At 65.1% G+C, this 24,293-nt stretch carries 21 protein-coding genes; 13 read left to right on the top strand and 8 right to left on the bottom strand.

Annotated features, from left to right (window positions below; translation table 11 throughout):
• Positions 1-295: 295 nt before the first annotated feature.
• Positions 296-3,802: an indolepyruvate ferredoxin oxidoreductase family protein gene (locus B3446_RS19880; protein ID WP_291384339.1), complete on the bottom strand. Its 3,507-nt coding sequence runs from the start codon at positions 3,800-3,802 to the stop codon at positions 296-298.
• 130 nt (positions 3,803-3,932) lie between these two features.
• On the opposite strand from B3446_RS19880, the gene B3446_RS19875 reads away from it, so the two are divergent.
• From B3446_RS19875 to B3446_RS19865, 3 genes are all read left to right on the top strand, one after another.
• Positions 3,933-4,382, top strand: coding sequence for an Lrp/AsnC family transcriptional regulator (locus B3446_RS19875; RefSeq protein ID WP_175126229.1), 450 nt, complete (start codon positions 3,933-3,935; stop codon positions 4,380-4,382).
• 232 nt (positions 4,383-4,614) lie between these two features.
• Positions 4,615-5,121 carry a hypothetical protein gene (locus tag B3446_RS19870; protein WP_191578206.1) on the top strand — a complete coding sequence of 169 codons (507 nt, stop codon included), beginning with the start codon at positions 4,615-4,617 and terminating at the stop codon, positions 5,119-5,121.
• Between the two features lie 98 nt (positions 5,122-5,219).
• On the top strand, positions 5,220-6,419 hold the full coding sequence (locus B3446_RS19865; protein ID WP_191578205.1) for an MFS transporter: 1,200 nt from the start codon (positions 5,220-5,222) through the stop codon (positions 6,417-6,419).
• A 122-nt stretch (positions 6,420-6,541) separates the two neighbouring features.
• Here the strand turns inward: B3446_RS19865 and gltX are convergent, their stop codons facing one another.
• Positions 6,542-7,948, bottom strand: coding sequence for a glutamate--tRNA ligase (gltX, locus tag B3446_RS19860; RefSeq protein ID WP_291384336.1), 1,407 nt, complete (start codon positions 7,946-7,948; stop codon positions 6,542-6,544).
• Positions 7,949-8,082: 134 nt separating this feature from the next.
• Between gltX and B3446_RS19855 the strand changes: the two genes are divergently transcribed.
• The gene (locus B3446_RS19855; RefSeq protein WP_291384334.1) at positions 8,083-10,521 is read left to right on the top strand and encodes a GNAT family N-acetyltransferase; all 2,439 of its coding nucleotides are present in this window, start codon (positions 8,083-8,085) and stop codon (positions 10,519-10,521) included.
• A gap of 87 nt (positions 10,522-10,608) precedes the next feature.
• On the opposite strand, the gene B3446_RS19850 is transcribed toward B3446_RS19855, so the two are convergent.
• The 6 genes from B3446_RS19850 to yjgA all read right to left on the bottom strand — a co-directional run bounded on the left by B3446_RS19850 (position 10,609) and on the right by yjgA (position 15,598).
• Positions 10,609-11,301, bottom strand: coding sequence for an isochorismatase family cysteine hydrolase (locus B3446_RS19850; protein WP_291384332.1), 693 nt, complete (start codon positions 11,299-11,301; stop codon positions 10,609-10,611).
• Between the two features lie 9 nt (positions 11,302-11,310).
• Positions 11,311-12,147 carry an ABC transporter permease gene (locus tag B3446_RS19845; protein WP_191578201.1) on the bottom strand — a complete coding sequence of 279 codons (837 nt, stop codon included), beginning with the start codon at positions 12,145-12,147 and terminating at the stop codon, positions 11,311-11,313.
• A 3-nt stretch (positions 12,148-12,150) separates the two neighbouring features.
• Positions 12,151-12,966, bottom strand: coding sequence for an ABC transporter ATP-binding protein (locus B3446_RS19840; protein ID WP_056564409.1), 816 nt, complete (start codon positions 12,964-12,966; stop codon positions 12,151-12,153).
• Positions 12,966-13,970 (bottom strand): ABC transporter substrate-binding protein, encoded by a 1,005-nt coding sequence (locus tag B3446_RS19835; RefSeq protein WP_175139120.1) that lies wholly within the window; start codon positions 13,968-13,970, stop codon positions 12,966-12,968. Before B3446_RS19835 ends, B3446_RS19840 begins: the two co-directional genes overlap by 1 nt.
• A 382-nt stretch (positions 13,971-14,352) precedes the next feature.
• Positions 14,353-15,027 carry an alpha/beta hydrolase gene (locus B3446_RS19830; RefSeq protein ID WP_291384330.1) on the bottom strand — a complete coding sequence of 225 codons (675 nt, stop codon included), beginning with the start codon at positions 15,025-15,027 and terminating at the stop codon, positions 14,353-14,355.
• A 19-nt stretch (positions 15,028-15,046) separates the two neighbouring features.
• A complete protein-coding gene (gene yjgA, locus B3446_RS19825; protein ID WP_175125487.1) occupies positions 15,047-15,598 on the bottom strand; it encodes a ribosome biogenesis factor YjgA in 552 nt (183 codons plus the stop codon).
• Between the two features lie 58 nt (positions 15,599-15,656).
• Here yjgA and pmbA point away from each other — a divergent pair, with 58 nt between their 5' ends.
• The 9 genes from pmbA to rpsI all read left to right on the top strand — a co-directional run bounded on the left by pmbA (position 15,657) and on the right by rpsI (position 24,260).
• Positions 15,657-17,021 (top strand): metalloprotease PmbA, encoded by a 1,365-nt coding sequence (pmbA, locus tag B3446_RS19820; RefSeq protein ID WP_191578198.1) that lies wholly within the window; start codon positions 15,657-15,659, stop codon positions 17,019-17,021.
• Positions 17,022-17,218: 197 nt separating this feature from the next.
• The gene (locus B3446_RS19815) at positions 17,219-18,313 is read left to right on the top strand and encodes a TRAP transporter substrate-binding protein (RefSeq protein WP_291384326.1); all 1,095 of its coding nucleotides are present in this window, start codon (positions 17,219-17,221) and stop codon (positions 18,311-18,313) included.
• A 254-nt stretch (positions 18,314-18,567) separates the two neighbouring features.
• Complete coding sequence (locus tag B3446_RS19810; RefSeq protein WP_191578196.1) at positions 18,568-19,722, top strand: ABC transporter substrate-binding protein; 1,155 nt, start codon at positions 18,568-18,570, stop codon at positions 19,720-19,722.
• Between the two features lie 168 nt (positions 19,723-19,890).
• A complete protein-coding gene (locus B3446_RS19805) occupies positions 19,891-20,772 on the top strand; it encodes a branched-chain amino acid ABC transporter permease (protein WP_291384324.1) in 882 nt (293 codons plus the stop codon).
• A 3-nt stretch (positions 20,773-20,775) separates the two neighbouring features.
• Positions 20,776-21,651, top strand: coding sequence for a branched-chain amino acid ABC transporter permease (locus B3446_RS19800; protein ID WP_105237282.1), 876 nt, complete (start codon positions 20,776-20,778; stop codon positions 21,649-21,651).
• A complete protein-coding gene (locus B3446_RS19795) occupies positions 21,644-22,432 on the top strand; it encodes an ABC transporter ATP-binding protein (RefSeq protein WP_175139117.1) in 789 nt (262 codons plus the stop codon). Before B3446_RS19800 ends, B3446_RS19795 begins: the two co-directional genes overlap by 8 nt.
• A complete protein-coding gene (locus tag B3446_RS19790) occupies positions 22,429-23,139 on the top strand; it encodes an ABC transporter ATP-binding protein (RefSeq protein WP_175139116.1) in 711 nt (236 codons plus the stop codon). Before B3446_RS19795 ends, B3446_RS19790 begins: the two co-directional genes overlap by 4 nt.
• A gap of 290 nt (positions 23,140-23,429) precedes the next feature.
• Positions 23,430-23,858 (top strand): 50S ribosomal protein L13, encoded by a 429-nt coding sequence (gene rplM, locus B3446_RS19785; RefSeq protein WP_056564379.1) that lies wholly within the window; start codon positions 23,430-23,432, stop codon positions 23,856-23,858.
• A gap of 9 nt (positions 23,859-23,867) precedes the next feature.
• The gene (gene rpsI / locus B3446_RS19780) at positions 23,868-24,260 is read left to right on the top strand and encodes a 30S ribosomal protein S9 (RefSeq protein WP_008163098.1); all 393 of its coding nucleotides are present in this window, start codon (positions 23,868-23,870) and stop codon (positions 24,258-24,260) included.
• Positions 24,261-24,293: the final 33 nt, after the last annotated feature.

The raw sequence follows: 24,293 nt of genomic DNA, 5'->3' as shown, positions 1-24,293 counted from the left end.
TGTGCGTAAAAGCGCGTAGATAACGGCATGACGGCGTCATGTCGGGTCAAAATTGGATCTTGTAATGGGGGTCGCAACGTCCGGACAGGCTAGTCCGTAAGGCGTGGCCGGCGGGAATCCGCGCTTGGGCGACCACAAGATGTAGTGTAGCACCCCTCGTTGGCCACTAATTCTAGTGATCGAGGTTTACAGGGACAAGAAGAAGATAAGACGAATCCCACAAAAGATTGTAACCAAATGCACTAGGCGCGCCCCGTAAGGCGCGCCCAGGTCAGTGACCACTCAGACCGGCTGTTTATGCGGTTTTCCGCAAGGGGACGGCGTGTGAGGCCGGTGCTGTATAGCTCTGCATGAGTCGGACCAGATCGGTCCGATACTTGTCGACATTCGCGGCCTTCACGTGGCCGAAACCGCGAATGTTTTCTGCCAGGGCGGCGATTGTAGCCGCTTGCGCGAGGTTGTCCGAGGTCAACCCTGCAACGAGCTGGTCTATGGTCTGGCGGTACTCCTGAACCAGCGCCCGTTCCATCTTGCGCTCGGCCGTGTGGCCGAACGGATCGAACCACGTACCGCGCAGGCCCTTCAGACGCGTCAGCAATTTCAGTGCCGACATCGTGCGCGGACCCAGCGTCATCTTGCGCGGCACGCCGGTGCGCGGATCCTTGCGCGCGAAGATCGGCGGGGCCATGTGAAAGCGCAGGCTGTACTCGCCTTCGAACTGGCCCTCCAGCTGCGCCTTGAACGCGTCGCCGGTATAGAGGCGCGCCACTTCGTATTCGTCCTTGTAGGCCATGAGCTTGTACAGGCCGCGCGCCACCGCCATGGCCAGCCGGGGCGACTTGGCGTCCGGCGCCAGCTCCCGCTCGTGTGCCGCGACGGCGTCGACGACCTGCTGGTAGGTGCGGGCATACGCGGCATCCTGATAAGCCGTCAGGTCTTCGACACGGCGCGCCACGGCACGTTCGAACGTTTCGGGCACGTGGAGCTGCACGACCTGGGCACGGGGGCGGAGGGCGCCTTGCAGCGCGTCAGGTTGATGCGCCGCGAGCCGGCCGTTGTCGAAGGCGGCGCGATTGGCCGCGACCGCCACGCCGTTCAGCTCGATCGCGCGGTAGATGGCAGCCTGCGACAGCGGCACGCCGCCGCGTTGCCAGGCATAGCCCAGCATGAACATGTTCGACAGGATGCTGTCGCCGAAGAGCGCCAGGGCCGCTTCGTGCGCGTCGATCGCCGCGGTGTGCGTGTCGCCGGCCGCGTGGCGGATCTTGGCGAGCAGCGCTTCGGGGCGCATCGCGGCATCGGGATTGCGCGTGAAGTCGGAGACGGGCGCCACGTAGGTGTTCACCGTGACCTTGGTGTGGCCGCGGCGCAGGGCGCCCAGCGAATCGGGCGCCACGGCGGCGACCGGATCACACAGGATGGCCGCGTCGGCTTGCTGCCAGTCCAGGCGCACGGGGCCCGCGGTCGCGCCGGCGGGGGCAAGGCGGATGTGGCTGACGACGGTGCCACCCTTCTGCGCCAGCCCGGTCAGGTCCAGCACGGCAGCAGACAGGCCTTCCAGGTGAGCGGCCATCGACACGATGGCGCCGATGGTGATGACCCCGGTGCCGCCCATGCCGGCGACCAGCAGGCGATAGGGATGCTCCAGCGCGTGGATGTCGGGCAGCGGCAAGCCGGCGATCAGGGCTTGCAGGCGTTCCTGGTCGGCCTTCGGCGCCGCGCTCTTTCTGGGCTTGCCGCCCATCACGGACACGAAGCTGGGGCAGAAGCCCTCCGCGCAGGAATAGTCCTTGTTGCAGCTCGATTGATCGATCGCGCGCTTGCGGCCGTAAGGCGTTTCCAGCGGAACGACCGACAGGCAGTTCGACTTCACGCCGCAGTCACCGCAGCCTTCGCACACCGCGCTGTTGATCAGCATGCGGCGCGCCGGATCCGGAAACTGGTTCTTCTTGCGGCGGCGGCGTTTTTCGGCGGCGCAGGTCTGGTCATGGATCAGCACGGTCACGCCAGGGATCTCGCGCAGCTCGCGCTGCAGCGCATCCAGCTCGCGGCGGTGGTGGACCTTGATGCCGGGACCCAGGTCCACGCCCTGGTACTTTTCGGGCTCGTCCGTGGTGACCACGATGCGCGCCACGTTCTCGCCGCGTAACTGCTGACAGATCTGCGGGACCGAGATGGGGCCATCGACCGGCTGCCCGCCCGTCATCGCGACGGCATCGTTGAACAGGATCTTGTAGGTGATGTTGGCGCGCGCCGCGACGGCCTGGCGGATGGCCAGGTAACCCGAATGGTAGTACGTGCCTTCGCCCATGTTCTGGAAGATGTGCGGCATCTTCGTGTAGCGTGACAGGCCGATCCAGTCGACGCCTTCGCCGCCCATCTGCGTCAGGCCACCCGTGTCGCGGTCCATCCAGGCCGCCATGTAGTGGCAGCCCACGCCGGACAGCGCCTGGCTGCCCTCGGGCACCTTGGTCGACGTGCTGTGCGGACAGCCCGAGCAGAAGTAGGGGCGGCGGCGCATGCCGTCCGCATCGTTGGACAGCGGCGCCTGGCATTCGAAGGCCGACAGGTCGCGGTTCACGGGCAGCCCCGCGGCGCGCGACAGCCAGCCGGCCAGCGGCGCGGCCAGCAGCGACGGGCGCAATTGGCCGGCCGACGTCACCATCGGCTCGCCGTCCAGCCCCTTCTTGCCCACGACCGTCGGACGCTCGGGCAGGTTGAACAGCATGTCCTTGATCTGGCTTTCGACCACCGCGCCTTTTTCTTCGACGACCAGGATGTGCGACAGGCCGCGCGCAAATTCGAGCAGGCGGCTCTCATCCATCGGCCAGGTGAGACCCGGCTTGTAGATGCGTACGGGCGCGTTCGCCGTGACCGTATCCACGCCAAGTCGCGCCAGCGCTTCCATGGTGTCCAGGTGCGCCTTGCCCACGGTGACGATGCCCACCGTTGCCTTGGGCGCCGGACAGGTCAGCTTGTCCAGGCTGTGGCGGCGCGCGAAGGCGGCGACCGCCTTCATGCGCTGGTTCATGCGCGTCTCGACCGCCAGGGACAGGAAGTCGCGCGCCGAATATTCAAGCGATCCGGACGGCATGTCCGGATCCGCGGGCATGTCGTAGGTCTGGATCGGGGCAGGGGTGAAGGAGTGGCCGCTTTCGATGGTCTCGGACACCGCCTTGAACGCGACCCACGTGCCCGCATAGCGCGACAGGGCCCAGCCCCACAGCGCGAAGGTCTCGTATTCGTCGATGGACGTCGGGTGCACGATGGGCATCTGCCAGCCGATCAGCGACGCTTCGCTGGCGTGCGGGATCGAGGACGATACGGCGGTGTGGTCGTCGCCCACCACCACCAGCACGCCGCCATTGCGCGAGGCGCCCGCGGCATTGCCGTGATGCAGCGCGTCGCCGGCGCGATCCACGCCAGGGCCTTTGCCGTACCACATGGCGAACACGCCATCGACGTTGCGGTCGTCGCGCACACCGGCCTGCTGCGTCCCCATGACCGCAGTAGCGGCCATATCTTCGTTGATGCCCGGCAGGAAGGTGATCTGGTTGGCGTCCAGCGCCTTCTGCGCCTTCCACATGGCCATGTCCACGCCGCCCAGCGGCGATCCGCGATACCCCGACACGAAACCGGCCGTGTTCAGGCCGCGCTCGCGGTCCACCCGGCGCTGCGTGAGCATCATGCGCACCAGGGCCTGCGTGCCGGTCAGGAAGATGCGGCCGGACTCGCGCGTCAGGTTATCGGCGAGCTGATACTCAAGGTCCAGCTCGGGTGCGGCGGCGGGGGTACCGTCCATAGTCAATGCTCCTCGTATTTGGCACCATGATAGGTTCGCGAGGGATCAGGTTTATTGCGTTTTCGGATCGTGCTATCCCTATAATTCGCAATGAACATTTCGTATTTCAAAAAAACCAGGAGACAAGCGAATGGACAAGACCGATATCGGCATCCTGAAGGCCCTGCAGGAAGACGGCCGGGCCTCGGCGCAGCAGCTTTCCGAGAAGGTGGGGCTGTCCGCCGCGCCGGTGTGGCGGCGCGTGAAGGCGATGGAGGCGAGCGGGGTGATCCAGGGCTACAGCGCCCAGGTCGACCGCAGCAAGGTGGGGCTGGGCTGCATGTTTGCGCAGATCAGCCTGGAGCGGCACTCGGCCAACACCGTTGAACACTTCGAGCGGTCTGTGCGCGATGCGCCGGAAATCCTGGAGTGCTATGCGGTCACCGGGGATTCGGACTTCCTGTTGAAGATCCTCGTGGAAAGTCCCGAAGCCTATGACCGCTTCCTGCACCGGTTCCTCTTCAACATGCCGGGCATCCGGCAGACGCGCACCATCGTGGCGCTGCGCGAGATCAAGCACGAACAGCGGCTGCCGCTGTAGCCATTTCGGGGCGCACTATATATAGAGAGGCTCTGTCGCTAGAAACCAACGCATTTTTGCGGTTTCCGCGCGGATTCCGGGCGCGCTCGCGGCCGCACTGTTGCGCATTTGCACACGGCGCGGATCCTCGTTGATTCTTCCCTGACGCCTATTTAGAGTGCGTGAAGTCCGCTGCGCCTGGGACGTGCCGGTGTGATCGGCGCGGCGCGACGGCGGACGTCTTGAGGAAGTCATGAGCAGTGTGTTTTTGCGTACGGCAGGCGTTGCCTGCGCCCTCGTGATCCTGGCCGGTTGCGCCGCCAGGAAGCCTGCCGCCATAACCGAGGCCCAGCCTGCGGATCCGCCCAAGCCGGTGGCTTGCACGCCCGCCAAGGCCGGTGACCCGATGGTCGGCACCTGGTTGTCCAATTCGCGTCCGCGCGACGTGGCCGGCGACATGCAGGCGCTGATCGTGCTGTCGGCCGACGGCACCATGTCCTACGAATCCCTGCTCAAGATCGGCCGCAAGACGCGACCCGCGCTGCGCGAGACGGGCTGCTGGAGCGTGGAGAACGGTGTCTACACGATGCGCACCACCAAGTCGGCGGGCGAGCCGGTGGACCCCACCGATCCGATCTATCTGAACCGCTACCGCGTCGAAAAGGTCGAGCAATCCAAGCTGTCGATGCGTGAACTCAAGAGCGGCGGCATGCTGCTCACCGCGCGCCGCATGCCGGCGGGCTATCGCCTCGCCTACTGAGCGTTGCGCCGGGCGGACACTTCGCCCGGCGGCTTCGCCAAGCGGGCCGGGCTGCGGTAAGGTGCGGGCTTCGACTTTCGCCCCGCCGCCGGATATCCATGCCTGCCCTGTCCTCCGAAGCACGCGCGATCGCGCTGCTGGCGCTGGCCGCCTTCGTCAGCGCCAGCGCTTTCCGTATCTGTGATCCCATGCTGCCGCAACTGGCGGCGGAATTCGGCACCACCACCGGGCAGGCCGCGCGCGCGGTCACGGCGTTTGCCGTGGCGTATGGCGTGCTGCAGATGTTCTTCGGTCCGGTGGGCGACCGGTACGGCAAATACCGCGTGGTTAGCGTCGCCACCGTGGCGTGCGCGCTGGGCAGCGCCGGCGCTGTCATGGCCGGATCGCTGGACATGCTGGTGTTCTGCCGCGCCTTGTCGGGCGCCGCGGGCGCGGGCATCGTGCCGCTGTCGATGGCCTGGATCGGCGACAACGTCCCCTATGAACGCCGGCAGGCGACGCTGGCGCGCTTTCTGACCGGCACCATCCTCGGCATGTCCGCCGGCCAGCTTGCGGGCGGCCTGTTCGCCGATACCGTCGGCTGGCGCTGGGCCTTTGCCGCGCTCGTGGCGGGCTATCTGATCGTGGGCGTGCTGCTGCATCTGGAAGTGCGTCGCCAGCGGGCGGCAGGCTTCGCGCAGGTTGATCCCAGCGCGCCACGGCAGGGCTTCATCGCGCAGGCGCGGCTGGTGCTCGGTGCGCCATGGGCGCGCGTGGTGCTGGCGACGGTGTTCATCGAAGGCTTGCTGGTGTTCGGTGCGTTGGCCTTTGCGCCGTCGTACCTGCATGAGCGATTCGATATCTCGCTAACGGCCGCGGGCGCGCTGGTTGCCGTGTACGCGGTGGGGGGGCTGATCTACACGGTCGTCGCCGGGCGCATCCTCAAGCGGCTCGGCGAGCGCGGCTTGGCTGTCGCGGGCGGACTGGTGCTGGGCGTGGCGTTCCTGTCGTACCTGCTGGGGCCGGTGTGGATGTGGAGCCTGTTGGCGAGCGTCCTGGCGGGTTTTGGGTATTATCTGCTGCACGCGACGCTGCAGACGAACGCAACACAGATGGTGCCGTCGGCGCGCGGCACGGCGGTCGCGTGGTTTGCGTCATGCCTGTTCATGGGGCAGGCGGCGGGCGTGGCGCTGGCGGGGGCGGTGGTGGATGAGATCGGACCCGGCGCGCTATTCGGCGGCTCGGCCGTGCTGCTGCCGCTGCTGGGGGCGTTCTTTGCCCGGGCGCTGAAGGCGAGGGCGGGGATGCAGCAGGCGTGAACGGACTTCGCGCCAAGCCAGACTGAAAACAGAAAGGGCCTTATTCATCGTTGGATGAAAAGGCCCTTTCTTTATGGGGGTGTCAGAGACCCAGGGATCATGCAGGTGTCAGACACCCAGGTTCAAATCGCCGACAGCCGCTTGAGCACGGTTTCCTTGCCCAGCAGCGCCAGCACCGCATCCACCGCAGGCGTCTGCGTCTGACCGGTGACCGCCACGCGCAGCGGGATGGCCAGTTGCGGCATCTTCAGTCCGCGGTCGGCCAGTACACCCTTGATCAGCGCGGACAGCGCTTCGCGCGTCCACGCCGCATCCTGCGCGCGCTGCGCGAAATCGGCCAGCGCCTCGCGGGCCGGCGCGGTCAGGTGCTGTTCGGTCAGCTCCGCCGGCGCGCCCTTGAACTCGCCGCAGAACAGCATGGCGCCATCGGCCAGTTGCTCCAGCGTTTCGGCGCGGTCCTTCAGGAGGCCCATGACACCCGGCAGGTCGATCTGCTCGGGAAAACCGCCGCGCGTCGCCACGCGCGTGGCGACGCGTTCGGCCAGTTCGGCATTGTCCATCTGCTTGATGTAGTGGGCGTTGACCCAGTTCAGCTTCTTGGGATCCCACTGCGACGCCGACTTGGACAGATGCTTGGTGTCGAACCACGACACGAGCTGATCGCGCGAGAAGAGCTCGTCGTCGCCGTGGCTCCAGCCCAGACGGGCCAGGTAGTTGATCATGGCCTCGGGCAGGTAGCCCTCGTTGTCGTACTCCATGACGTTGACCGCGCCGTGGCGCTTGGACAGCTTTTCGCCGTCGGGGCCCAGGATCATCGGCACGTGGCCGTATTCCGGCAGGGTGGCGCCAAGCGCGCGCAGGATGTTGATCTGGCGGGGCGTGTTGTTGACGTGGTCATCGCCGCGCAGCACGTGCGTGATGCCCATGTCCCAGTCGTCGACCACGACGCAGAAGTTATAGGTGGGTGTGCCGTCCGGGCGCGCGATGATCAGGTCGTCGAGTTCGGTGTTGTCGAAGCTGATCGTGCCCTTGACCATGTCGTTCCAGGACGTGGCGCCGTCCTGGGGATTCTTGAAGCGCACGACGGGCTTGCGGCCCTCGGGGATGGCGGGCAGCGTCTTGCCCGGTTCCGGGCGCCAGGTGCCGTCATAACGGGGCTTGTCGCCGCGGGCGCGGGCGGCCTCGCGCATCGCTTCGACTTCTTCGGGCGAGCTGTAGCAATGGTAGGCAGTGCCGGCGGCCAGCATCTGGGCCACGACTTCGCGGTACCGGTCCATGCGCTGCATCTGGTAGAAGGGGCCTTCGTCCGGCTGCATGCCCAGCCATTCCATGCTGTCCAGAATGGCCTGCACCGCTTCCGGCGTGGACCGCTCGACGTCCGTGTCTTCGATGCGCAGCACGAAGGTGCCCTTGTGATGGCGCGCGAAGGCCCAGGAGAACAGCGCGGTGCGCGCGCCGCCCAAATGCAGGAAACCGGTGGGCGAAGGCGCAAAGCGGGTGCGAATGGGAGTAGTGGCGTTGGAAGTCATAGGTGGCAGTGTTAGCGGCTGCGGCGCCACAAAGCGGCGTCGGGCAGTGTCCTCATCAAGCGGACAGCGGGCTTGTCTTGATACGATGAACGCTATTTTAGATTAGTGTGAACAGGCCCTGGCCCGACCTCCCCATGTTGAGACACGCTCTTGCGCCGATGTTCGAACCCGCCTCGCTGGTGATCGTGGCCGATCGGCCGCTTCCCGCGGCAAGTTCCCTGTCTCCTGCCCTGAAGGCGAAGACCACGGTTGTCGCCGTCGAACCCGGCGCAGCCCCCGACCTGCCGGACAGGCTTGAAGGCCTGGCCCAGGGCGACCGGCCTGATCTGGCCCTGGTTTGCGTGTCGCCTGCCGTGCTGCCCGAAACGCTGCGCCGCCTGGCGCCGTTGTCGCCCCGCGCCGTGATCCTGCTGCCCCACGAACTGCCCGACCCGTATCCGCGCGGCACGCTGGCGCTGTGCCGGGCCTGGGCCGAGGAAAACCACTGCGAACTGCTGGGGCCGCGCTCCTTCGGCGCGCAGCGGCCGCACGCCGGCCTGAACTTCAGCCAGCACCCGGTGCTGGCGCGCAGCGGCCGCGTGGCGCTGGTGGCGCAGTCGCGCTCCATCATGGCCGCCGTCATGGACTGGGCCGAGGACGTGCACATCGGCTTTTCCACCGCCGTGTCGCTGGGCGACGAAGCCGTGGTGGGCTTGCCCAAGCTGCTGGACTACCTGGCCAGCGATCCGCGCACGGACAGCATCGTCCTCTACCTGGAAGACGTCGGGCCCGCCCGCGAGTTCATGAGCACGCTGCGGGCCGCGGCCAGCATCAAGCCGGTAATCGTGCTCAAGGCCGGCCGCTCCGATGCCGACAGCAGCGACGCCGTTTTCGATGCGGCGCTGCGCCGGGCTGGCGCGGTGCGTGTGCGCTACTTCGTGCAGCTCTTCTCGGCCGTGAAGGTGCTGGGCTACACGCGCCGCCCCAAAGGCCGCCGCGTTGCTCTCATCTCCAACGGCAGCGGACCTCCGCAGCTCGCCATGGACCTGATCGGCCCCGACGCCGCCGTCCTGCGCGCCGATCTGGCGCCCGCCACGCAACGCGCGCTGGCCGAGATGCTGGAGCCGGACGCCGGCACCGCCAACCCCGTCATCACCTATCTGCCGATGACGCCCGAGCGCATTCGCGCCATGCTAGAAGTCGTCCTGGACGACACCGGCGTGGATGGTGTGCTGGTGCTGCTGGCGCCCGACGCCTTGGCCGACATGCCGGCAGTCGCGCGCGAACTGGCGCAGATCGCGCCGTCCGCCAAGAAGCCCGTCGTGACCTGCTTCATGGGCGACGCGGGGATGCGGCCGCTGCGGCGCATGCTGGACGATGCGGGCACGTCGGCATTCCGCACGCCCGAGTCGGCCGCGGACGCGTTCGGCGTGCTGGCGTCGCACCACTACAACCAGCAGTTGCTGTTGCAGACCCAGCCGCCCGAACCTGCCAGTCACGTGCCGGACCTGGCGGCGGCGCGCGAAATCGTCGCGCGCGTGCGCGCCGATTGCCGGCGCGAACTGAACACCGCAGAAATCCGCACGTTGCTGGGGCTGTTCTATGTGCCGTTGTCCGACGCCGCCGCACCATCAGCCGCCGAAGCCGAGTCCCGGCCCATGGCGATCCGCGTGCGTCGCGATCCGCAATTCGGCCCTGTCATCCGCTTTGGCGCGGGCGGGCCGGACGCGGTGCTGTCGCTGGCCGAGCGCGGCATGGACCTGCCGCCGCTGAACGGCTATCTGGCGCGCCAACTCATCGAGCGCAGCCGGCTTTGGCGTCGCGTGCTGGCTCCCCGGGTCGGCCACCTGGCCGCGGAGGCGCTGCAGCAAACCTTGGTGCTGGTGTCCGAGTTGGTGTCGGAACTGCCCGACATCGAATCCCTGGACATCGATCCGCTCTACGCCGGTGAAACGCATCTGCGCGCCGGCGGCCTGCGCATGACGCTGACCGATACGCCGGGCTGCGCTTCGCCGCAGACCACGGGCTACCCGCACATGGCGATCCACCCGTATCCGGCTCGGCTGGTGCAGGTGCGCCGGTTCGATGACGGCATCCCGTGGGTGCTGCGCCCGATCCGCCCCGAAGACGGGGAGGCGCTGCAGGAATTCATCCGTGGCTTGTCGGAGCGGTCGCGCTACATGCGGTTCGTGTCGATGATGCGCGAACTCACGCCGCGAATGGTGTCGCGCTACACACAGGTGGACTATCACCGCGAACTGGCCCTGGTGGCGGCGACGCAGGTGCCCAATCCCGCCAATCGCGGCCATCCGCGCGAGGTGCTGGTGGGCTTTGCCCACTACCTGCGCAATCCCGACGGGCGGGGCGCGGAGTACGCGCTGGTGATCGGCGACGACTGGCAACGGCGGGGGTTGGGACGTCAGCTCATGACCGCGCTGATCGACGCCGCGCGCGAGCAGGGGCTGGAATACATCGACGGCCTGGTGCTGTCGACGAACCGGCCCATGCTGGCGCTGATGACCAGCCTGGGATTCACGAACGATCGCGATCCCGAGGATCCGACGATGCGCCGGGTCTGGCTGGACCTGGGCTGAGTCTGATTCAGGATCTGGGTCTGGGCCTGGGTCTGGACCTTGGGCTGGGCCCGGGTCTGGACCCGTCACCCGTCGCGCCGGGACGCTTCAGGCGGTCCGGCGCGACAGCTGCGCGGGTTTGAGCCGCGCGGCCGCTTCGTCCACCGACAGCACGTCGCCGAAGAACAGCATCCAGCCGTGCAGCGCGTTCTCGTGTTCGGCCGGTGTCACGGCGGCCAGCGCGTCGTCGATCATGATGGTCCGAAAGTCCCGCATCATTGCGTCGCGCGCGGTGGATTCGCAGCACACGTTGGTGACCGTGCCGGCGATCAGCAGGGTATCCACGCCCAGCCCGCGCAGCAGGGGTTCCAATTCCGACGAACCGGGCGCCATGGCGCTGTAGAAGCGTTTGACCACGCGCAGGTCGGTGGCCTGCGCGTGCAGGTCCGGATGCAGCGCAAAGCCCGGCGAGTCGCGCCGCAGGGTCTCCAGGCGGCGGGCGCTGCGTTCGGGCGTGAGCATCACGCCATGATGATGCGACCAGAACACGTCCGCGTTGTCCGACGCGGTCTGCACCCACACCACGACCCCGCCCGCATCGCGCACGGCGCTGCACAGGCGGTTGATGGGGTCGATGATCTGGCGCGCGGGGGCGCATTCGCCCTGATAACCCGGCATCAGGAAATACTGCTGCATGTCGATCACCACCACCGCGGTGCGCGCGGCCGGCAGTTCGTCATAGGGATGCAGGCAGCCCTGACGGGCCACGACGCGATCCTTTACCCACTGGGGGAATTCCATGCTGCCTCCTTAGCCGTAGCGCCGCGCCACGGCGGACTCGACGCGGTAGATGATGAGATACATAACGCTGGAAATCAGCGCCAGCATCACGATGGCGGTCATGACGATGTTCAGCTTGAACACCTGGCTGCCGTTCATGATGAGAAAGCCCAATCCCGAATCCGCCGACTGGAACTCGCCCACGATCACGCCCACCAGCGCCAGGCCGATGTTCATCTTCACGGCCGCGATCAACGTGGGCACGCTGCCCGGCAGTACGACCTTGGTCAGCACCTGCCAGCGGCTGGCGCCGAAGGTGTGGGCAAGCTTCACCTTGTTCAGGTCGATGCCGCGGAAACCCGCGTACACGACCATGATGGTCACGAACACCGCAATGGCGACCGCCATGCCGTAGACCGCATAGTCGGAACCCAGCCACAGATAGAAGATCGGCACGAATGCGATCTTGGGCATGGCGTTGGCCACCACCAGGAAGGGGTCCAGCACCTTGTACAGAAAATCGGACCACCACAGCGCGGCGGCCACCACGATCCCGATGCCCATGCTGAGCACAAAGCCGACCAGCGTCGCCGACAGCGTCGTCATGATGTGCTTGCCCAGGCTGCCGTGGTTCCACAGTTCCAGGAACGTGGGCCACAGCGCGCTGGGATAGCTGGTGAGCAGCGGATTGACGATGTGCATGCGCGGCAGGATTTCCCACGCGCATAGAAAGACCACCAGCAGCAGCGCTTGGGCCACGCGGATGTTGCGGCGGCGCGCGCGGTCGCGGCGCAGGTAGTTCAGGTATTTCTCGCTGGGGCCGGGCACGGCGCGCAGCGGAACGGTATTGGCAATCGGCGCGTTCATGGGTCAGCCCTCCACGTGAACATCCAGCTCGTCCCAGAGCTGTTTGAAGTAGGTGTTGAACTCCGGCCGCGAACGCGCCTGGAATGGCGTTGGGCGGACCTGGCCGTCGCCGTAATGGATGCGGTACTGGCTCTTTAAGCGTCCTGGCCGGCGCGACAGCACGATCACGCGGTCGGTCATTGCGATGGCCTCGCCGATGTCGTGCGTCACCAGCACTACCGTCTTGCCTTCGCGCCGCAGGATGTCCACGACTTCATCGGAGATCGCCAGCCGCGTCTGCGAATCCAATGCCGAAAACGGTTCGTCCAGCAGGATCACGTCGGGCTCGGTGACCAGCGTGCGCGCCAGCGCCGCGCGTTGGCGCATGCCGCCGGACAGCTGCCGCGGCGTGTGCGACAGGAACGCGCCCAGGCCACATTTTTCAAGCAGGTGCACGGCGCGCGCCTCGCTGCGCGCATCACGCCGCCCCTGGATCTCGGCGCCCAGCATCACGTTGTCCAGAATCGTGCGCCACTCGAACAGATAGTCCTGCTGCAGCATGTAGCCGATGCGGGCATTCGGCTTGGTCACCGCCTGCCCGTCGACCAGCACCGCGCCCGAGGTCGGCGGAATCAAACCCGCGATCAACGACAGCAGCGTGCTCTTGCCACAGCCGCTCTGCCCGATCAGGCTGACGAACTCGCCCGGCGCCAGACTGAAGGAGACGTTGGACAGCGCCTCGGTCTCGCCTTCCGGCGTGAAGTACGAAAGACAGACCTCGCGCAGTTCGATCTTGGCCGTGGCGGGCGCCGGCTTCAGGTTGTGGATGGCGGCGCCCATCATTGCGCCTTCTTGGCAAAGTCGGCGATCACCACGTCCTCGTACTTGACGCGGGCGGTGTCCTTCATCACGGCGCTGGCCACCAGCATGTCCTGCAGCTGCGTCATCGCCTGCGCGGTCACCAGCGGTGTGGTCTTCCAGATCTGATATTGCTTGTAGCGTTCGATCGCCTCGGTCACCGCGGCCTGATCCATGCCGGGAAAGAAGGTCATGATCTGCGGAGCCAGCGTGGCGGCGGGCGTGTCCTTCACGTATTTCTCGGCGCGCGCGACCACGTCGGTCCAGGCCTGGATGACCTTGGGGTTGTCGCGGATGTATTTGTCGGTGGCGGTGAAGACCGTGTAGTCCACCTGGCCCACTTCATGTCCCACCGACGCGACGATGTGCCCCTTGCCGTTGCGCACCAACTCGCCGGCCTCGGGCTCCAGGAAGATGCCGTATTCACCCTGGCCCGCCATCCAGGCGCCGGCGCGCGCGGGGATGCCGATGTTGTTGAGCAGCTTCACGTCCTTTTGAGGATCGAGGCCATGCTTGCGCAGCGCTGTCTCCAGGAACACGATGGGATTCGATCCCGGGCGAAAGCCGATCACTTCCTTGCCCTTGAGCATGGACCAGTCGAACTTGTCGACCGGCTTGCGCGACAGCAGGAAAAAGCCGTCGGTGGCGGTCAGGCCGGCAAAGATCTTGGGCTTGACCGGTGATTCGCTGTTCTGCACGTAGATGGACGCCTCGGGCCCGATCAGCACGATGTCCGCGCTGCCCGACAGCAGGGCGGTCATGCCCTTGTCGGTGCCTTGCGACGTCTTCATGGACACGTCCAGTCCTGCGTCCTTGAAATAGCCCTGCGATAACGCGACATACTTCGGCACGTACAGGATCGATCGCACCACTTCTTCGTAGCGCACCTTCACGGGAGGGTTCAGGGCTTCGGCCTGAGCGGCCAGAGGGGCAAGCAGCGCGAGCAGCGCCGCGCCTGCCAGGCGGGGCAAGGGCGAGGTCTTCACGGGACTTTCTCCTGCGTCTTGAATGCGCCGACGGATCGGCGCAACACGGCCAATGGGATGGATCGACTGCAACAACAGGGAAGCCCGAACAGAGAAGGCCCGGGCCGGTAAGGCTTGGATCGAATACTATATTCAAGACAAGTGGGCGACAAGCGTTTTGAGATTGGCGTTTTTCTCTATGGACGCAAGTCTTCCGAGCCGGGACAATGCGAGGCTGGAATACCAGTTGGTATACAAAATAAGATTTTGAGCCGCTTCGGGGGTGAATCGTGACGGGGCAGGGCTCATCCCATCGTAGGCGCGCAATGCCGGCGCGCCCATCGGCCAGGAACACGAGCCGCGCCTTGCGCGCCGCTCGTCTTCGCTCCTGGCCCGTGCTGCGCTAGACCAGCACTTCGTTCAAAAAGTCCGAAATGTCCGCCACTTCCTCGGCGCAGACCGAGTGCGGCATCGGATACGTGTGCCAGCGCACGTCGTAACCCAGACGCTTCAATTCAGCCAACGACGCTTCGGCGCGCGCGAGCGACACCACCGGATCGTATTGGCCATGCGCCATGAAGATAGGCGTGGCATTGTTGGCGGGCTGGCGCTCGGCTTCCGCGGTGTCCAGCAGCGGAAGATAGCCGGACAGCGCCATCATGCCGGCCAGCTTCTCTTTCAGGCGCAGACCCGTGTGCAGGGTCATCGCGCTGCCTTGCGAGAACCCGGCCAGCACGATGTTCGACGTCGGGACGCCACGCGCGTTTTCACGCGCGATCAATTGGTGGATGGCGGCTTCCGAGGCGCGGATGCCGCGGCCGTCTTCCACGCGCACCAGATCCATCACCAGGATGTCGTACCACGAGCGCATCGACATGTCGTTGTTGATGGTGACCCGCTGAACCGGCGCATTCGGAAACACGAAGCGCACGCCACGCCCGGCGGGCAGGCGCAGCTCCGGCACGATGGGCGCGAAATCGTTGCCGTCGGCGCCCAGGCCGTGCAGCCAGATCACGGCGTGCGTGGGATTGGGGGCGGTTTCGATCTCGATGCAGTCGAGCAGGTCGGGTGCGGTCATGGGCGGGCCGTAGGGAATATCAGAGGGTAAGGGTCTTGAGCGCCTGGAACAGCGCGCGATAGTGCTTCTTCTGCGGCTCCTGGCCCTGCAACAACGATGCGTTGGCCAGCTTTTCCTTGCGCGCGGCGCGGATCAGCGTGCGCAATTGCTGCACGTCGGCCTGCGGGTTGTTGGTCAGGAGGCGGGTCAGGGCGTCGTCGTCGTCGAGCAGGCGGTCACGCAGCCCCTCAAGACGGTGCATGGCGGCCGTTTCTTCGCGGGAGCCGTTCTCCCAGACATCGAGCTGCTTGCGGATGACGTCAGCCGGCGCGTCGCGCATCAGCTTGCCCACGAAGTGGACCTGACGTCGCAAACCTTCGCGGCCGGTGGTGCGCTGGGCCATGCGGATGGCCTCGTACAGCCGTTCTTCGAGCGGCAGTTGCTTCAGACGTTCGGGCGACAGCGCGATCAATTGCTTGCCCAGGTCCAGCAGGGCGTGCATCTCACGCTTGACCTGGGACTTGCTGGGACGGTCGTAGCCGTTCTCGTCGTAACCGTCGTCGACGGAATCTTCTTGGGGATGGGAATTCATGGAAAACTGCGCAATGACAGACTTGGCTATGATAACCGTCTCTGCAAATTGGACTGCAATGGTTAAAACCTCCTCATCCTTGCCGCTGGCGGCGAATCACGCGCGTTTTTCCGAACTTGTCGAACAAACCCTGGCCTACGCGCGCCAGATCGGCGCCTCCGACGCCGCCGCGGAAGTCTCCGAAAGCCTGGGACTGTCCGTCTCGGTCCGCAAGAACGACATCGAAACCGTTGAGCAGACGCGCGACCGGGCGCTGGACCTGACGGTCTACGCCGGCCAGAGCCGCGGCTCGGCATCGACGTCCGACTTCTCCGAGGCCGCCCTGCGCCAGACGGTCGAAGCCGCCTGGCACATTGCCCGCCATACCGCCGCCGACCCGGCCGCCGGCCTGCCCGACGCCGACCAGCTGGCCACCGAATTTCCCGATCTGGACCTGCACCGCGCCTGGACCGTCTCCACCGAGGAAGCGGCCGAACTGGCGCTGCGCGCCGAGCGCGCCGCACGCGAGGTCGATCCGCGCATCACCAACACCGACGGCGCCACGGTCGGCACGTACGAAGGCCAGTTCGTGATGGGCAACACGCGCGGCTTCCTGGGCGGCTACCCGTATTCGCGCCACAGCCTGTCGGTTGCGCCCATCGCGGGCCGCGGCAACGGCATGCAGCGCGACTATTGGTACACGTCCGAACGCGATCCCGCCAAGATGGCTTCGCCCGAAGCCATCGGCCGCTATGCCGCCGAACGCACGCTGTCGCGCCTGTCGGCCCGCCGCGTGCGCACCGGCAAGTTTCCGGTCCTGTTCGAGGCGCCGCTGGCGCTTGGCCTGGTCGGCGCGCTGACGCAGGCCGTCAACGGCGGCGCGCTGTACCGCAAGGCCAGCTTCCTGGTCGATTCGCTGGGCAAGCCGCTCTTTCCCAAGCACATCAATCTGGTTGAAGATCCGCACATCCGCGGCGCCATGGGCAGCTCGCCGTTCGACGACGAAGGCGTGCGCACGCGCCGCCGCAACGTGGTGTCGGACGGGGTGCTGGAAGGCTATTTCCTGTCTTCCTACACCGCCCGCAAGCTGGGCATGACCACCACCGGCAACGCCGGCGGCTCGCACAACCTGGTGTTCAGCTCCACGCAGACCCGCCGCGGCGACGACTTTGAAGCCATGCTCAAAAAGCTCGGCACGGGCTTTCTCGTCACCGAACTGATCGGGCAGGGCGTCAATTACGTGACGGGCGACTACTCGCGCGGCGCTTTCGGCTATTGGGTCGAGAACGGCCAGATCCAGCATGCGGTGCAGGAAGTGACCATTGCCGGCAACCTGGCCGACATGTTCAAGCAGATCGTCGCGATCGGCGCCGACACCATCTCGCGCGGCACCAAGACCACCGGCTCGATCCTCATCGAGCAAATGGCAATCGCCGGGATCTGATCCCGCGGACCGGCGGCGCGCAATGCGCCGCCGGGTTCCTGCAATTTGTCCGCTTTGCAATCCCCCCCTTTGCAATCCCCCCGCATTGCAAGGCCTTTACGCTCGGGATTTCCTCTAGCCGTTCCGGCCACTGCCACCGTGTAATATCCGGCGGGTATTGCTCAAAGTCCCGGGTGTTGCTGTATAGGAGCAAAGTGATGCAACGACGTTCATTCCTGAAGCGCGCCAGCCTGGGCGCCGTCGCTGGCGCCGCCGTCAGCGCGCCCGCGTTCGCCCAGGACATGCCCTCGGTGAGCTGGCGCCTGTCTTCAGGCTTTCCCAGCGCCCTGGACCTGCGCGTCGGCGCTGCCGAAAACTTCTGCAAGTTCGTTGCCGAATCCACGGGCGGCAAATTCAATATCCGCCACTTCCCCGACGGCGACGTCGTTGCCGCCGCCGACCTGATGGAAGCGGTGTCCACCAAGAAGGTGGAATGCGGTCACGTCTCCTCGCGCCTTTACTACGCCAAGAACCCCGCATTCAGCTTCGACGCGGCCGTGCCGTTCGGCCTGAACGCACGCCAGATGAACGCCTGGATGAACGAAGGCGAGGGCCTGCGCCTGACGCGCGAGCTCTTCAAACCCGAAAAGATCATCAACTTTCCGCTGGGCAACACCGGCGCCCAGATGGGCGGCTGGTACGTCAAGGAAATCAAGCGCACCGGCGACCTGAAAGACCTGAAGATGCGAGTCGGCGGCTTGGCCGGCGATGTGCTGTCCCGTCTGGGCGTTGTCCCCCAGCAGGCCGATCTGGCCAAGCTGGCCGAGCTCTTCGAAAAAGAGGGTCTGCAGGCAGTGGCGGGGGCGGGCGCGTACGAAGATGCCAAGCTCGGACTGAATAAAGTAGCTAAGTATTACTACGCACCCGGTTGGTGGGCCGGCGGCGAACAGTTGTCGCTGTATATCAACGACGAGGCCTGGAACCAGCTGCCCAAGCATTACCAGTCCGTGGTGCAGGCCGCCGCGTTAGCCGCGCATACCACCGCGACCGCGCGGTTCGATGCGCTGAACCCTCAAGCGCTGGCCCAATTGACCTCGAATGGCGCGCAAGTGCGCGCATTCCCCCGGTCGATCATGGACGCCGCGTTTGAGGCATCGCAGCAGGTCTACAAGGACTTGGGCGCCAAAGACCCCAGATTCAAGGCAATGCATGATAGTTACATGGGCTTTCGCGACAGCGAGATGCCTTGGTTTCGCCTGACTGAAGGCGCGTTCGGCCAGTACCTGGGCGTGGCGCTTTCGGCCAGGAGTTAGGAGGAAGCCGGTGCCGAATGGCATTCGGCGAGTTTCAGGGTTTGTGCTAGTAACCACACGTTTTTTACAAAAAAATGGGCGGTTTTGAGGCTTTTGTTGAACGGCATTCGAGTTTCGGCCTGATACAAAGGAGTAATATCCCGGGTCTTGACGCGCATACATGCGGCCTTTAGGCGGCATCGACGTCAATCCGGCAGGATTACATCAGCCCGGATTACCAATATTCCGAGACAGACTTTAAGGTGGTAACAACCATGCAATCCAAGACCAAAAAGCTGCTGGCCGCGCTGATCGCCGCCGGTATCGTCCCGGCTGCCCACGCTGCCGACATCAAGCTGGGCGTGGCTGAAGCCCTGTCCGGCGGCGCCGCCCAGTACGGCGTGTCGATCCGCAACGGTTTCCAGCTCGCTGCCGATGAAATCAATGCCGCAGGCGGCATCAACGGCAACAAGATCGTCCTGGTGATCGAAGACGAACAAGGCAAGAAAGAAGAAGCCATCAACGTCTTCAAGAAGCTGATCTTCAAGGACAACGTCCTGATGGTCTTCGGTCCCACCCTGTCGAACTCCGCCCAGGCCGCCGACCCGGTCGCCCAGGCCGCCAAGACGGTCGCCTTCGGCACCTCCAATACCGCTGACGGCATCACCTCCATCGGCAACTACGTGTTCCGCAACTCGGTCACCGAAGCCGACGTGCTGCCCGCCACCATCTCCACCGTCAAGGCCAAGACCGGCCTGAAGAACGTGGCGGTGCTCTACGGCAACGACGACGTCTTCACCAAGAGCGGCTACGACAACTTCAAGAAGGCTCTGGAAGACCAGAAGATCCCGGTCACCACGACCGAAACGTTCGCCAAGGGCGACGTGGACTTCAAGGCCCAGCTCACCAAGATCAAGGGCACCAACCCCGACGCCATCGTGCTGTCCGCACTGCTGGCCGAAGGCGCCCCGATCATGGTCCAGGCCCGCCAGCTCGGCCTGAACGTGCCGGTCATCGGCGGCAACGGCATGAACTCGGTCAAGATTTTCGACCTGGCCCCCGGCGGCGCGTCGAACAATCTGTGGATCGGGAGCCCGTGGTCGATCGAGAACAAGGCTCCCGAGAACGTCAAGTTCATCGACGCCTACAAGGCCAAGTTCACGAATGCCCCCGACCAGTTCGCGGCGCAGTCGTACGACGCCATGTACATCGTTGCCCAGGCCCTGAAGAACACCAAGATCACCGGCGAGCTGGCCAAGGATCGCGCTGCCCTGCGCGATGCGCTGCCGTCCGTGACCTGGACCGGCGCCACCGGCCCGTTCAAGTTCCGCCAGGCCAACGACCGCGCCGGCAAGCCGGCCGGTTACGACGCCGACCAGGCGCCGATCGTCAGCGTGACCAAGGACGGCAAGTACGTCATCGAGAAGTAAGCAGTACGCATCCCCGCGCGGGGGGATGCGCCTTGCGGATGGCCTGCCGGCCGTCTGCAAGGCGCTTTTTATCGCAGGGCCGTCCCAAGTAGAAAGCTTCCCCGGAAGCAGAAAAGACCTCGCTGTGGGCACGGCGAGGTGGCCCTCTCAGATCTGGAAAGTCCCATCATGTTCGAACAACAATTCGTCAATGCCTTGTCGCTGGGCTGTGTGTATGCACTGTTCGCGCTGGGCTTCACGCTGATCTTCGGCGTGCTCGGGGTGATCAACCTGGCGCATGGCGCCGTCTTCATGGTTGGCGCCTACGCAGCACTCGTCGTGGTCCAGCAGTTCAGCCTGCCCTTGTGGGCCGCGCTGATGGTCGCGTTCTTCGTCGCCGGCTTCACCGGGGTCATCATCGACTACCTGGTCCTCAAGCCGCTGCGCAAGCGCAACGCACCCCACCTGATTCCCATGATCGCCACCATCGGTGTCGGGATCATCCTGAACAACGGCGCCCAAAGCATCTTTGGCGCCAGCAACCTGCGCTTCCCGCACGGCACCGTGCCCGAGGAAGTCATCGAAGTCGTCGGCCTGCACCTGACCGTCATCGAACTGGGCATCATCTTCCTGTCGTTCGCGCTGATGGCCGTGCTGATGTACGTCATGCGCCGCACGCAGTTCGGCCGCGCGCTGCGCGCCATCGCCGAATCGCCCAAGGCCGCCTGGCTGCTGGGCATCAACGTCGAAAAGCTGTTCATCACCACCTCGTTCGCCGCGGCCGCGCTGGGCGGCGTGGCCGGCGTGCTGATCGGCCTGTACTCGAACGCGCTGTTCCCGCTGATGGGCCAGCCGATGCTGCACAAGGGCATCGCGGTCATCATCCTGGGCGGCATGGGAGACATCCGCGGCGCCATGCTGGGCGGTCTCTTCCTGGGCTTCGCCGAGGTGCTGTCCGTGGCTTACATCGGCTCCACCATGCGCGACGCGGTGGCTTTCGGCCTGCTGTTCCTGATCCTGCTGGTCCGCCCGCAAGGTCTGTTCGGCAAAGTGGTTCAACGCAAGGCTTAAGGTATGAGCGGATTCGAAAATTTCTGGGCCATCTACGGCAACCTGGTGCTGACGCTTGGCACCAATGCACTCCTGGCCCTCTCCATCTGGCTGACGCTGGCCTGCGGCATGCTGGCCATGGCCAACGCCGCCTTCATGGGCATCGGGGCTTACACCGCCGCGCTGCTCACCATGAACTACGACGCCCCGTTCACGGTGGCGCTGGCTGGCGGCATGGCCGCGCCCGCGCTGGTGGCGGCCCTGATCGGCCTGCCGACGTTGCGGCTGTCGGGGGTCTACCTGGCGATGGCCACGCTGGGCTTCGGTGAAGTGGTCCGCGTGACCATCCTGAACACCGAGTCCATTACCGGCGGCGCGCTGGGCCTGAACGGCATCCCGCAACTCACGCAGTGGTGGCACGTCCTGTTGGCCGTCATCATCGTGCTGTTCGTGCTGTGGCGCGTGCGTGCTTCCAAGATCGGCCGCTCCTTCGACGCCATTCGTGGCGACGAGACGGCGGCTGGCCTGATGGGCATCAACGTGCGTTCGAACAAGATGCTGGCCTTTGTTGCCGGCGCCATGATCGCCGGCCTGGCTGGCGCGTTGAACGCGCACCTGACGTTCTTCATCGGTCCCAACGAATACGGCTTCGATCGTGGCGTCGAAATCCTGACGATGGCGATCCTGGGCGGCATCGGCGGCTTGGCTGGTCCCGTGATCGGCAGCTTCATCATTACGGTGCTGCCTGAATTGCTGCGTGGATTTGCGGATCTGCGCCTGATCGCGAATGGAGTGATCCTGGTGGTGATTGTGTTGTTCCTGCCGCAAGGCATCTGGGATCCGGCGCGCTTCAAGCGCTGGATGCGTCAAAGCCGCCAGGGAGGAAAGCGTCATGCTTGAGCTGTCCTCCGTCTCCAAGAGCTTTGGCGGCCTGCATGTGCTGCATGACGTCAGCCTGTCCGTGCCCGAAGGCGCCATCTTCGGCCTGATCGGCCCGAACGGCGCAGGCAAGACCACGGTCTTCAACCTCATCACCGGCCTGCTGCCGCCCAGCGGCGGCACCATCACGTTCCAGGGCGAAAGCGTCCTGCGCAAGAAGCCGCACAGCATCACGCGCATGGGCATCGCCCGCACGTTCCAGAACATCCGTCTGTTCAAGGAAATGACGCTGCTGGAAAACGTCGTCGTGGGCGCCTACCGCCACATGAACTACGGTTTCCCCAGCCTGCTCCTGGGCCTGCCCGGCTACCGCGAGCACGAGCAGCGCGCCCGTGAACGCGCGCACGAGCTGCTGACGTGGATGCGCCTGGATCACAAGGCCAACGATCTGGCCGATAACCTGTCCTACGGCGAGCAGCGCCGCCTGGAGCTGGCGCGCGCGCTGGCCACCGAGCCGAAGCTGCTGCTGCTGGACGAGCCCGTCGCCGGCATGAACACCGGCGAACGCGCCGAACTGATGCGCGAGATCCTGGCGATCCGCGACCGCGGCTACACCATCCTCATGATCGAGCACGACATGCGCTTCGTCATGGGCTTGTGCGAACGCATCGCGGTGCTGAACTTCGGCAAGATCATCGCCTGCGGTGGTCCCGAGGAAATCCGCAACAACGAGCAGGTCATCGAGGCCTACCTGGGCCGTGAAGACGACGAAGACACCGAACAAGCGGAGGCCGCCAAATGAGCGCCATGCTGGAAGTCCGCGGACTCGAGGTCAACTACGGCCACATCGAAGCCGTGCGCGGCATCGACCTGGACCTGAACGCCAACGAAATCACCGCCCTGGTCGGCGCCAATGGCGCCGGCAAGTCGACCACGCTGCTGGCGCTGTCGGGCCTCTTGCCCAAAGCGCGCGGCCGCATCCTCTTCGAGGGCGAAGACGTCACCAATCTCGCGCCGAACCAGCTGGTCGCGCGCGGCATCGTGCAGGTGCCGGAAGGCCGGGCCATCCTCACCACCATGACGGTGCTGGAAAACCTGGAACTCGGCGCCTATCGCCGCGGCCTGAAGAACGTCGCCACCGATCTGGAATACGTGTTCAACCTGTTTCCGCGCCTGAAGGAACGGATCAACGGCATGGCCGGCAACCTGTCCGGCGGCGAACAGCAGATGCTGGCCATCGGCCGCGCCTTGATGGCCAAGCCGCGCCTGTTGCTGCTGGACGAACCGTCGATGGGCCTGGCGCCGATCGTGGTCCAGGAAATCTTCCGTTCACTGCGCGCCATCAACGCCGACGGCCTCACGCTGTTCCTCGTTGAGCAGAACGTGCGCCAGGCCTTGAAGATCGCGCAACACGGCTACGTGCTTGAAAACGGCGCGTTGGCGCTGAAGGGCACCGGCCGCGAACTGCTCGGCCATCCCCGCGTGCTGGAAGCCTATCTGGGCGCCTGAGCGGGCAGGGGGCATCATTTGTCCCCTTATCCAAATTGCGGCTGCCGTCTGGCGGCGGTCAGCCGTAAGTCACTCGAATTCTTTCCGCTTGCCCATTTTTTGAGCAACCGTGTTAGAATTTCAGGCTTTCCCTCATTTTGACCTTTGCACGGGCGGATTCATAACGCTTAGGCGGGGGGCGATTAAGGGCTGTAGTTTGTGGCCAAAGCGCTGCAATACGCGGCCTAGTTTGGGAAAGAACACTGGCGGGATGTTCCGGCCAGAGCAAATTTTTATTCTTAGGAACCATCATGAAGACCTTTGTGGCCAAGCCGCATGAAGTCCAACGTGACTGGTTTGTGATCGACGCCAAGGGCAAAGTCCTCGGTCGTGTGGCCAGCGAAGTCGCACGTCGTCTGCGTGGCAAGCACAAACCTGAATTCACGCCTCACGTTGATACCGGTGACTACATCGTCATCATCAACGCGTCCGATATCGTTGTTACCGGTGCCAAGGCGAAGGACAAGAAGTACTTCCGCCACACGACGTACCCGGGCGGTATCCGTGAAACGAACTTCGAGAAAATGCAAGAGCGTTTTCCCGGCCGTGCCATTCAGAAGGCCGTCAAGGGCATGCTGCCCAAGGGTCCTCTGGGCTACGCCATGATCAAGAAGCTTAAGGTCTATGCCGGTGCCGAGCACCCGCATACCGCCCAGCAGCCCAAGACGCTGGATCTCTAAGGAAACGCCATGATCGGTAACTGGAATTACGGAACCGGCCGTCGCAAAACTTCGGTGGCTCGCGTTTTCATCAAGAAGGGCACTGGCAAGATCGTCGTCAACGGCAAGCCCGTCGACGAGTTCTTCGCTCGTGAAACCGGCCGTATGGTCGTGCGCCAGCCGCTGGAACTGACCGGCCACCTGGAGTCGTTTGACATCAAGGTCAACGTGCACGGCGGCGGCGAAACCGGCCAAGCCGGCGCAATCCGTCACGGCATCACGCGTGCCCTGATCGATTACGACGCCACGCTCAAGCCCTCGCTGTCGCAAGCTGGCTTCGTCACGCGCGATGCCCGTGAAGTCGAACGTAAGAAGGTCGGCTTCCGCAAGGCGCGTCGTCGCAAGCAGTTCAGCAAGCGTTAATGCCCTGCAAAAAGCCCGCTTCGGCGGGCTTTT

Origin of the sequence: Achromobacter sp. UBA5777, from assembly GCF_002418565.1 — a bacterium.
GTDB lineage: Bacteria > Pseudomonadota > Gammaproteobacteria > Burkholderiales > Burkholderiaceae_B > Achromobacter > Achromobacter animicus.
The sequence above is the reverse complement of the archived record's forward strand: the minus strand, read 5'-3'. Positions and strand labels throughout refer to the sequence as shown.